The organism is Providencia sp. PROV150 (assembly GCF_028481025.1).
In the GTDB taxonomy this organism is placed as follows: Bacteria; Pseudomonadota; Gammaproteobacteria; order Enterobacterales; family Enterobacteriaceae; genus Providencia; species Providencia hangzhouensis.
Genome location: NZ_JAMPPJ010000034.1, coordinates 26,305 through 37,969, shown reverse-complemented (window position 1 = coordinate 37,969; position 11,665 = coordinate 26,305). Strand labels below are relative to the sequence as shown.

Here is an 11,665-nt window from a genome sequence, read left to right as displayed (position 1 = left end):
AACGTGCGCACAAACCGTTCCGTTTTACCGTGGCGTTAAATAAAGCGGTTCCGCTGCTGTATAACGCCTTAGCCTCCGGTGAAATGTTGCCGAAAGTGGAACTGAAATGGTACCGCACATCGGTTGAAGGGAAGCAAGAGCATTTCTTCACCACTACCCTGACCGATGCAACCATCGTCAATATCGACTGCCAGATGCCACACTGCCAAGACCCGGCGAAAGCGGATTTTACGCAGCTTATCGAAGTGTCTCTGTCTTACCGTAAAGTAGACTGGGAGCACACTGTTGCAGGCACATCAGGTGCCGATGATTGGCGTGCGCCGCTCGAAGCGTAATTGATAATCGCCTATTCTAATGCGTGAGTGATGACTTTTGTGTGGCTCGCGCATTTTACGTGGGAGGGTTTGCATGGCAAGAACCACCGTGCAAGGAAAAAAAGTCGGGTTACATCAAGACAAAACGACCACAGGGGCAACTTGCCTAGCCAGTATCTCAACGGTTACCAATGATGGCACTCGTGTATTACGGGTCGGTGATAAAACCACACGTTGCCCACACTGTAAAAAAGAGGGGACGTTGGTAACGGGAGAGGAAAGCATGATATTGCACGGACGTCGTGTTGCCGTTGAAGGTTCGATTGTGCAATGTGGATGTCCCTACGGGGCAAATCGCTTGGTGTGTTGAGTTTTTTCTGTTGAATTTATAAAGGTATTTCGGTATGGATGGATTGGTTTTTACCTGTCAATTTAAAGGTGTGCCACCCGATACGTTTGCGGTGACTGAGTTTCAACTGACAGAGCACTTGTCAGAGTTGTTCACCTTATCGCTCACTGCCGTCAGTGCGCTTCCTTCCATTCCGTTTGATGACATGTTGGGGTTTGCTTGTTCATTAACTGTGACGCGTAATGGTAAACCAGTACGCACTGTACGCGGGTTATTAGCCAGCGCAGAGCAACAAAATACGGACGGTAATCGAACGTGGTATCATTTTGTTATTCGCCCTGAAATTTGGGTCATGTCATTAGGGCAAAATAGTCGCATTTTTCGTCGGATGACCGTGCCGGATTTGCTTCAACAGTTATTGTCAGAATCGCACATTAAAGCAAGTTGCAAGTTTTACGCAAAAACGCCTTACCCACAACGCGATTACATCACGCAGAAACGTGAATCCAATTACCAATTTTTTTGTCGCTTAGCCGCTGAGGAAGGGATTAGTTTTTGGTTTGAGGATACAGGACGAGAGCCTCAGCTGTTTTACAGCGATTCTCATTTAGGGGTGACTGCGGGAATTGATTTGGTGTATAACCCCCAATACGATACCGATACCCATGACCATACGGCGTATCACTGGCGCTATCGCGAGTCGTTGCTATCGGGCAAAACCCTCTATAAGGATTACAATCCTGAGCGCCCCTCTTACCCATTAGAACATGAAATAAAAGGGGATATCCATGGCCAGCACCCCTTTTACGAAAGTTATGGACGTTTTCAAACCCAAGAGGATGCAGACCGCTTTACGGCACTTCGTCATGAAGGGAGTCAGCAATACCGTTGTGTAGGTAGTGCGACCACTAACTGCTTTGCTTTGATGCCGGGTAAAATTTTCTCGTTGTCATCCCACCCGAGCCTTGATATGAACCGCCCTTGGCAAGTGGTGTCGGTTTCTCATCACGGAGTCCAACCTTTAGCAGATAACAGTGGTGGCGAAGGTACGACTTTATCCAATCAACTGACTTTTATTCCGAGTGAGCTAGATTGGCGCCCGCCGTTTATTCATAAACCCACCGCAGATGGTGATGAATTGGCGACGGTGGTTGGGCCGGATGGGGAAGAAATTTACACGAACAAAGACGGGGCAGTGAAAATCTATTTTCACTGGGACCGATATCGTGAACCTGATTTAAGCAGCTCTTGCTGGGTACGTGTCGCACAAGGTTGGAATGGGGATGGATATGGGTTTATGGCGATACCCAGAATCGGTCAGGAAGTGCTTGTCAGCTATCTAAATGGGGATATTGATAGGCCGATTATCACGGGATGTACTTATAATGGGCGCAATGCACCGCCGTTAAATCTCCCTGATGAGATGACCCGCACTACGTTTAAAACCAAAACCCACAAAGGGGATGGTTTTAACGAGTTACGTTTTGAAGACAGAGCCGGCCAAGAGGAAATTTATTTCCATGCCCAGCGCGACATGAATGTGCACATTGAACACGATACGCATTGGCATGTTCAGCATGACGCTAAACATCGTATTGATAATGACCGATTTACAGAAATTGCGGGCAATGAGCACTTAGTCCTTAAAGGCAGCCAAAAAGAAAATATTACAGGCAATGCCTCTTTGCATATCGAAGGTGACCAGCAGACACAAGTTGACGGGAAAACGGTGCATGAAAGTAGTCAACAAACCCATTTAGTCAGTGGCGGGAAAATCGTTCTGGAAGCGAATACGGAAATCACATTGAAAGTGGGGGGCAGTTTTATTCGTATTACCCCCGGCACGATATTTACTTCTAGCGATATGGTGGTCGGTGGTGGCAGTGCAGGCAGTGGCGCCCCAGTTGCTTTGGAATTGCCAGAAGGCGTCGCACCGTTTGAACTGCCACCGTACCCCGTCAAAAAATACTGTGCCATGGCAGCGCAGCAAGCGGGGGGATTAACCGTGAAGCCGAGTGAGGATGAGTAATGCCACAGACACTTATACAACAGCATATGCTCACACAAACATCAATTTCGACCCCATGCTTAACCTGGTTATCCTGGTTAACGGCTACCCCACAAAATGATGTGTATTTTTTGATTAATACCCTATCAGACCCCAATCCGGTTAAACGGTTTTATGCCCATGATTGGATTGAGGAAGCCTTCCCGATTTACCACGGAACGGCATTAGCACATTTGGTCGAGGTGAGCCCATGGCTCGTGAAAGTCAAGCGGTCACAATTATTTCACCTCGGTAAAATGTTAGACAGTGAGCCTTTCAGCGACCCCAGTTGGGGCTGGGCGTATCAAAGTCAATTGGATTGGCGTACCCAAATTACCCACTGGCAAAAATACCAATTTGCCTTGATGGGTGAGGATAAAATCATTTTTCGCTTCTTTGATGCGCGTATTGCGCGTACGCTTTTACCCAATTTGGATAGAGGGGATTGGTCACTTTTGATGATGCCGATTGAGGATTGCTTTATTGAGTGTGGGGAGACAAATACCATTTATTCGCGCCCCCCATATGCGGAGCCGTTCATTAGCCCTGCTGATTATATTCTCAGTGAAGCGTTGATTAAGGTCTGGCGAAATTCAGAGCAGGCGTATATTAATGTGATTGATAATTTTTATATTCAATTTTGGGAAAACCATCCGACCTTAGCTGACCCGTTAGATGAGCCAGAGGGGCGTTTAATTGCGCTTATCCGTGAATGGATGGACGAGTGCCAACAAAAGCGCTTAGACACTGCTCACCTCTTTGATGATTTGTTTTTGCGTTACCTTGATGAAAAAGGCTATTTACCCGACATGACAAGGAGTACCAATGCCGTATCAGTATAATGACCCCTATTGTGCAGATTGTTCTAAGCGCAAGGCATGGATTGAATGCGTGCTGGTTGATGAATTTAACCAACCGTTAGCAGAAATGGCGTACACTTTAAAAGTCCGCAACGGTGTCATTAGAAAAGGTGTTACTGATGCACAAGGGTATTTGAGGCAAGAAGACTTACCTCGTACGGTGGCGACATTGACCATTGAGTCTCAAAAACTCACCGATGAAATGGAAAAACGCCCACTGAGAACCCTTCGAGGGGAGGCTCACTCGACCGTCAAACCGGATGCACTATTACAAGGCTATTCTTATCGGTATGCGGTTATCGGGGAATTATGCGATAAAGCCCCGGATATCGATAAATGGGAATCCGCTCGTTTTGGGCTGCCGTATTATCATTTTCCGAAAGAAAATGAATTCAACGGATTGAAGTTGATGGGCGAAGATTTTAACCAACGTCATGTGATAGAAGTCTGTCCATTTAGAGCCTGGTCGTTAATTCTCAATCACACCCCAGAGTATGACATGGTCAATGCTTATAATTTAGGGTTAATGTCATTGCTTGTGTATAAAAACGAGGTCATGGTTGATCCTGATAAAACCGAAGACATGCGGGATTTTATCAACACACCGGATACCACCACGTCCTTTTTCTATCAGCAGTGTTTTGATTTGTCTCAATCCCCTGTGATTAAAGACAGTCACGATTACCCCGCTATTGTGACGGATGTGCCCTTTAACCAACGTTATCGTCCAGTGATATTTTTAGATGTCACTCAATCGGAAAATCACCAAAAAGGCGATCATGATACAAAACTCTTTTTTGTGGAAAATGAGACTCAAATCATTGTCGCATGGCGAGGAACAGCCAGTTTGCGGAGTGTTCTCACCGATACGACGTATCAACCGATCCCTTGCCCAACCACATTAATCCCCGAAGGAAAATCTAACGTCCATCGTGGTTTTTTAGAAGCCTATCAATGTGTTGAAAAGTATTTTAAAGAAAATACAAATAAAATTAAAGACTTATCACAAGATGTTGATAATAAAAAATTATATATTTGCGGTCATAGTTTAGGTGGAGCACTAGCTTTGCTGCATAGTTCTGAGTTAAGAAAAAACAATCCTCTGCTTTACACCTACGGGATGCCTCGCGTGTTCACCATCAGCGGGGCTAAATCACTTAGTTCACTCAATCATTACCGCCACGTCAACGACGCTGACTCGGTCACCAGCGTACCGTTTGATACCAATATGGACAGTTGGCTCTTCGAAATAGGCGGCGGATTAGGGACCACATTAGGCGTACTCTGGACGGTCGCCACCCTTCCCACCGTTCCATTGCAAAAAAGCCTACCGGATTTTGGTGAAGTGTATTCTCACCAAGGTAATCCAGTCAGTCTCTTTAAAGCCCGACAAATTGGTGAAGAAATACAATACACGCACACTGGCGTGACTGTCGGGAAAAAACGCTGGCGCATGAATGGCGAATATAAATTTTATCTCGTGCCAAATATAGCGAACGTATTAAATGATAAATTACAGAAAGAACAAACCGGACTGGTACAATCGTTAGGCATTGATAAACAACGATTAGATGATACATTTCCTCAGCGTAATAACCCCAATCTAGACACGATTATCACCATGCCGCTAGATCATTTTATGGGGAGTCAATATCAAGCGATTATCAATAATCAGTTACTCTTTACTGTTTCTCCTGAGAAAACCCCCAAACACGTCGCATCAAAACAACGATTTGAAGCGCTCACGCATCATCAAGACGCTTACAAATTAAATGCCGAACGCAATACCACATTTATTTCCCTTGAAAGTAAACTTACCAAGGGTGTTACCCAGCAAATAAACCAAAATTCCCGTTTAAAAGATGCGCTAGAACGTTATAAGGAAGAGACTCATGAACTACCTGTGTCATAGAACTGGATTAGCGGCATTGCTCAGTATCATTACTCTACAAGGGTGTGCGCAAAATCAGTCATTTTTACCCCCAACCGATGGGGAACGTATTCACTTTACAGCAACTATCCCCCAAGAATTAGTATCATCGCCAATTTATGCGGTATATCGTTCTGAAGTCTGCCGCAAAGAAAACCGAACCTCCAATATGGAGGTTTACACGGTCCCGGGATATCATCGCGAGCAATATCCGTTAACGATGAATGCCTCGAATCAAGTAGATGCGGATATTCCGAAATCTGGGGGAGGAAAATGTGATTGGAAACTCAGCAATTTTGTTTTTGAAGTCACACTCAAAGATCCGTCAAAAATTGATCCTTTAATATCAGATAATTTAGGTAAAAAAGTTAGCTTTGTATTAGACAATAACTCGCCAGCCACATTTGATGGTGGCTATGAAAAAAAATCAGGAGATTTTAACGAAACGTTACTTTTTTTCCCTCTTTTAACAAAAAATTATTTAGATGGATATGAAGGGACATTTTATCTCATAGGGAAAAATGATCCTTTAACATATAAAATAACCAATGCCAAGCGAGTTAATATAAATGTTAATTATAAAAAACAATACCTTTCAGTTTGGACAGGCAGGCTTAATAATAATAGACCATTTATGACTTACCCGAATGGAGATATCGTTTATGGTGAAGTTAGACCTCAATACAAAAAACTGCTCAAGATATCAGAGTCTATGCCGTCTAAATAAAAATAGGACGTACATTTTCAAGTTCCCATAAGAAGACGTTATGGGGTGTTTTGACTTAAAGAACATAAGCACGCCGTTGGCGTGAGCATCGCGGTAAAGCCGCTCTATTTCTATAATGCCCCCTATTGTGCAGATTGTTCTAAGCATCAAGCATGGATTGAAATTGTGTTAGTGGATGAGTTAAATAAGCCAATAGTCAATATGCCTTATACTCTGGAGGTGTCGAGAGGTGCTACCCGAACGGGGAGAACAGACCATAACGGTATTGCAAGAGAAGAGAATTTACCCCCTACGGTGGGGCGTTTCTCTATTGATGCTCAATCTCTTGTGGATGAAATGGAAACACGCCCCTTAAGGGTGCGTAGGGATGGGCGCTCTAAACCCCACCATGAAGCGATTCAACGAAAGGATAATTATCGATATGTTACGGTGGGTGATTTATGTGATTCTAAGCCTAACATATTGAATTGGAATGAGCCTGAATTACCGAAACACCATTTTAAAACACAAAATCCGAATGGGTATCGTGTAATGTTTCGTAATGAACGTTGGGTGTTTGAAGTGTGCCCATTTAGGGCATGGTCATTCATGCTGCACCATCAAAAAGATTATTCGATTACTAATGCGTGTAATTTGAGTATATTATCGGTATTGTCCTATGCGAGTTTAACATCAAATAATGATAAAGAGCCCGATTCAGGCAACTACATTGGTTCCATTGAAGATGTTTTCTTGAATCAATTTTTTGATTTATCCAAAATCCCTACTCAATTTGAAATGAATTCTTTCACACCAGTGGTTTATGATGTGCCATTTAAGGATAGATACACTGAAATCGAATTTATTGATTCTGGGAAGAATTTAGATACCCAATTGTTTTATATTGCCAATAGTCAAGAGATGATCGTTGTTTGGCGGGGAACGGCAAGTATGAATGATGTATTTACCGATATGAGATTCAAACCTGTAAAGCTACAAGATGACATGGGGGTTCAAGGTTATGTTCACTCGGGATTTTATAATTCGTTTAAAACAATGGATAATTCTTATTTGCTAAGAAAAGATATGAATTCAGATAGTAGCGATGTAGATGGGGGAAATATATTAGCTTTTATAGACAATTTAGCTTCAAATCGAAAATTATTCATTGCAGGGCACAGTCTAGGGGGCGCATTGGCGTTATTGCATGCGGTTCAATTAAAAAATTATAACCCAGTGTTATATACTGTTGGAATGCCTAGGGTGCTCACGATTTCAGTTGCAGAACAATTAAAAGATATAATTCACCACCGTCATGTAAATGAAAATGATGCAGTACCAGCCCTTCCTTTTGAAAAGGATATGAACAATTTTGCATTTAAAGAAGATAGTGATTGGTTAGGGTATTCCATTGAAATAGCATTAACATATGCAGATTGGAAAACAGAAGGGCTATCTAGTAAAGCGATTGATTATCAAAAGAAACGACTCAGTGCAAAGAACGATAAGTTTGTTCATCATGGAGATGCGGTACATTTTTATAAAAAAACGTTTTCAAGGTACTCGTACGGCGGGCATGGTAATATTATCCCTATAAAAACTGAAGAAAAGTTATACCTTGTCTCCGAGTTATTGGAAGATCATAGGCTTAAGCAAGAGTTTTTTGAACTGTATCGGCTGCCGAAGAAAGCTTCTCCAGACTTACTTGGGGCGCTTGACCACTCAAGTGTTAACTATGCGAATTTTATCATATATAGGCTGATAAATTTGCTTAAAGATGAAGTATTAACAGATTCTGCTTATGAAATTCGAGCTGAGTTGATAAAACAAAAGGGGATATCAAAATCAGAATACGATGAATCCAGTTATTTACTTGATTTAGATTTAATGGTTGCAGATACGTTACTCCCAACTTTGTTACAGTCAGAAGGGGCTCACTCATTGGAGAGGTTCAAATATGCAAATAACATCTATTAAGTTCGTTATCGTTGCAACCTCGTTTTTCTTATTAACAGGCTGTGGTGAGATTTTGGATAATTTTCTTGATGGTCAATTTCCGCTTAATACAAAAAATGATGGGAATAAAATTTCCATTTATGCAGATGTAACGCCAGAAACAAAGGTTATAGTTAGAGGAACGTATGCTTCGACTAAGTGTGAACGTTCACACTTTAATGCCGCCTACACAAAAGTTTCGTACTCACCGATAAAAAAAGAAGTTGTGATAGAAAGTGTAGACGATATTGATAATAAAAAATCAGCTTCTTTTTTACCCATTAATGGTGGGGGGTGGTGTAATTGGGAGTTAATAGAAATAGAATTAGCCCCAATTTCAGTGGTAAGTGAAAGTTCATCAATAACCTATATTAGAATTCCTGTAATTGATAATGAGAAATCTAAAATTAAATATTTTATAACCATGGCTCCAATAATAACTAAGACTAAGGGTAAAGATACTATTCATTATTCGTTATCAAAGAGGGATGCTAGGGAAATTTCAAATAAAAAAAATGGAGAAATATATTTTAATTATAATGTTGATCATGATTTAAAAACAATTGTATCGAATAAAAATGAAATTATTTTTCCTAATGGAAGTACTAAGCACGGTGGGTCTGAAGTATATAGTAAGTTTGTTAGCTTTGATGAAATTATAAAAAATAGCAATAAAAAAGAATATACTTCCTACTCTGAGTATTTGGACTAATTTGTATGAATTATTGCAAGCAGATGTGGTTACTCATTATATTAAGCCTCAGTTTTCTGAGTTTGTTTTTACATGGCTGTGCAGCCAATAATAGTACGTTTTCACCCCCATTAGACGGAGAAAATATTCATTTTACAGCTACTGTGCCTAACGAATTAGAGGCCTTACCCATTTTAGCCACTTATCGTTCTGAGGTTTGTCGTAAAGAACGTCGAAACTCAATCATGGAAACGTATACTATCCCAGGATTTCATCGAGCCAGCTATCCATTGAAAATCGTGCAATCAAACCAAGTAGAAACGACTATTCCTGAATCAGGTGGCGGTCAATGCGATTGGAAACTCAGTAATATTAAATTTGAAATAAAACTCAAGGAGCCATCAAAAATCGATCCATTGATATCAGATAGTTTAGGCACAGAAATCACCTTTGTGTTGGATAATAACTCCCCCGCTACATTTGATGGTGGTTATGAAAAAAAATCTGGGGATTTTAATGAAACATTAACATTATTCCCTTTAATTACAGAAGATTTTATTGGTGGTCACGAGAAGTCATTCTGGCTAATCGCAAAATACGAAACCATGACCTATAAAGTAAAAAACACAAAGAATATCAATGTTAATATTGATTATAAATCAGACATGAAAACTTATAATGTTGGACCTAAAGATAAAAATTCAATAGCAACCTTTATTTACCCTAACGGAGAACAAGAAAAAACCAGATGGCTTTTTCCTGAATACAACAAACTGATCGAGATATCTGAAACTATATCGGCGAAATTAAAATAGATGTATTGCAAATTGCCGCAAGCTATGGAGGTGTTCTGACCAAAAAGTTAGTGAACACTTTGCAAGATGCGTTGAAAAAAGAGAAGGCCAAGCCGTTAGCGCTGAATTTAATATTGATCTAGTTTTATCCTGTGAAATTAATTGTTTCATTGGAATGGCTCAATTATCAGGTAGTAATAGTACTGAGTTTTGTATTGATGGAGATAATAATTTTAAAATTACAATTAGTGGCGGCATCAAAGCCCATGCAGAAGCGAATGTATTTTTCATGACAGCATCTTTTAATTTTGAATTAGAATTAAAAACAGCTGCATCAATTGAACTTGAATCTCATAAAAATGGAATTGACCTAGTTGTTTGCCATGATGGTATTGTTCTAGGGTTAGGGTTGTCAGCTGATATAAAAAAGGAAACTAGAGGCCAATCAAGAGTTAGAAAACAATATTCAGCTAAACCTAAAAACTATGAGTTTTACGCTCTCGCAGATCCTTTGAAGAGAGAGGATTCAGATTTAAGATTTAATTTAATTGGTGCAATAAAACAAGTTCCTAAGAGAGAACGTCAGCATATTAAAACTGTTATTCCTCCTGGGGCAAATCCAGGATTTAAGCTTAAATACTAGGGTGTGTAAATATGAAAAATATTATATTATTTATTTTATTTGTTTTAGGAGGGGTTAACATGGTTCATGCGCAGGGTAATAACTATACAGTTAGAGCGAGCATTGATGTCGCTTATATATTTTGTGATTTTAAGGTGAATGGAGTATCGAGTTTTGATAATAGAAGGCAAACTTTTGTTGATGAAGGAATAGTATCTACAAATACTAATGTCCAAATTTTGGCCAAAAATGGTATGAATACAATTGAGATTGAAGTAGCACCATTATCATGGTTTGAACCCAATAAAACAAATAATGACTCTCATTTCTTTAATAAAAATGCATTTTGTAATATTAATATATATCAGACTAATAGTATAACCAATGAGAACCAAAAAATTACAGATGTAAATATATTAATAGGCAAGGATGGTGTTCCTCAGGTATACGTTAATAATAAAGTTGATACTAGTGTTGATGTGATTTTTTCTTTGTCTAAGAATACAGAGGAAGTATTATTTAACAAAATTAGAAATGTTATTGGGGATTTTGAGTATCCTAAAAACGTTAAATTAACTAAATTTAAAAAGAATATAGAACTTAAAAACATACCAGACTGGATATGGATTAAGTCAGATGATTTTGATGAAAGTAAATTACCAGAATTAAAGCTTGCATATCAAGAATTGTGGGATGCTTTTAATGAAAAAGATATTTCTAAAATTCGCAAGTTAAATTATCATGCAAATGAAGCTTGGGCTTTATCATCAAATTCTACAGAAGAAAAAATATTTGAATCTTATAGTATAACTGAGAGGGTACGAGACCAATCATCAAAAATGATAGAAATTACCTGGGATAACTTTATACCTGTTGTAATGAATGATCGGAAAATGGTAAAGATGATATATAAAGAAGATTTTTCATACTCACCAATAACTATGATTTATTTAAATAATAAGGGTGAAGAATTATTATATAGCTTTTCTCCTATCTTTTCATTTGTTAATGGAAAATTCATTCCAGTTATATAGTCGGGTACTATTATGCCAAACATTATCCTTATTGGTGATTCTGATACAGGCCATGGAAAACATGGCCCTACCCATGTGATTACAGGTTCACCAACGGTAAAAGTCGATGGTAAAGCGGTTGCTCGGCAAGGAGATGCGTTAGCGCCTCACGGTGGGCATTCAAGAACTATCGTTGGTGGATCAAGTAGTGTATTTATTGATGGCAAGCCTGCGGCCAGAACAGGTGATACAGTAAGTTGCGGTGGCGTATTAATTGGTAATTCAACGGTAAAAATTGGTTAGAAAATACGATGTTCTGACAGATAATAATTGAGTTCGCTAGG

12 protein-coding genes are annotated in these 11,665 nt (G+C 39.7%); all 12 read left to right on the top strand.

Translation table 11 applies throughout. From position 1 onward, the window contains the following. Positions 1-335: type VI secretion system tube protein TssD (gene tssD / locus PSE83_RS19600; RefSeq protein WP_272661037.1), on the top strand; the 335-nt coding region annotated here is incomplete at its 5' end. 73 nt (positions 336-408) lie between these two features. Continuing rightward, on the top strand, positions 409-684 hold the full coding sequence (locus tag PSE83_RS19595; protein ID WP_004256916.1) for a PAAR domain-containing protein: 276 nt from the start codon (positions 409-411) through the stop codon (positions 682-684). A 34-nt stretch (positions 685-718) separates the two neighbouring features. Then, on the top strand, positions 719-2,692 hold the full coding sequence (locus PSE83_RS19590) for a type VI secretion system Vgr family protein (RefSeq protein ID WP_004256915.1): 1,974 nt from the start codon (positions 719-721) through the stop codon (positions 2,690-2,692). Beyond that, positions 2,692-3,552: a DUF4123 domain-containing protein gene (locus PSE83_RS19585; RefSeq protein WP_172767370.1), complete on the top strand. Its 861-nt coding sequence runs from the start codon at positions 2,692-2,694 to the stop codon at positions 3,550-3,552. Before PSE83_RS19590 ends, PSE83_RS19585 begins: the two co-directional genes overlap by 1 nt. Next, positions 3,536-5,482: a lipase family protein gene (locus PSE83_RS19580; protein WP_004256910.1), complete on the top strand. Its 1,947-nt coding sequence runs from the start codon at positions 3,536-3,538 to the stop codon at positions 5,480-5,482. Before PSE83_RS19585 ends, PSE83_RS19580 begins: the two co-directional genes overlap by 17 nt. Beyond that, positions 5,463-6,227, top strand: coding sequence for a hypothetical protein (locus PSE83_RS19575; RefSeq protein ID WP_004256906.1), 765 nt, complete (start codon positions 5,463-5,465; stop codon positions 6,225-6,227). Before PSE83_RS19580 ends, PSE83_RS19575 begins: the two co-directional genes overlap by 20 nt. Positions 6,228-6,308: 81 nt before the next feature. Next, complete coding sequence (locus PSE83_RS19570) at positions 6,309-8,183, top strand: lipase family protein (RefSeq protein ID WP_004256902.1); 1,875 nt, start codon at positions 6,309-6,311, stop codon at positions 8,181-8,183. Beyond that, complete coding sequence (locus tag PSE83_RS19565) at positions 8,164-8,913, top strand: hypothetical protein (RefSeq protein WP_004256898.1); 750 nt, start codon at positions 8,164-8,166, stop codon at positions 8,911-8,913. Before PSE83_RS19570 ends, PSE83_RS19565 begins: the two co-directional genes overlap by 20 nt. 5 nt (positions 8,914-8,918) lie before the next feature. After that, entirely contained in the window at positions 8,919-9,707 is a 789-nt protein-coding gene (locus PSE83_RS19560) for a hypothetical protein (protein WP_004256893.1), read from the top strand. 154 nt (positions 9,708-9,861) lie between these two features. Further along, on the top strand, positions 9,862-10,329 hold the full coding sequence (locus PSE83_RS19555; protein ID WP_004256890.1) for a hypothetical protein: 468 nt from the start codon (positions 9,862-9,864) through the stop codon (positions 10,327-10,329). Between the two features lie 11 nt (positions 10,330-10,340). After that, positions 10,341-11,342, top strand: a complete 1,002-nt coding sequence (locus PSE83_RS19550) for a hypothetical protein (protein ID WP_004256884.1) — start codon at positions 10,341-10,343, stop codon at positions 11,340-11,342. A 12-nt stretch (positions 11,343-11,354) separates the two neighbouring features. Continuing rightward, the gene (locus tag PSE83_RS19545; protein ID WP_004256880.1) at positions 11,355-11,624 is read left to right on the top strand and encodes a type VI secretion system PAAR protein; all 270 of its coding nucleotides are present in this window, start codon (positions 11,355-11,357) and stop codon (positions 11,622-11,624) included. Positions 11,625-11,665: the final 41 nt, after the last annotated feature.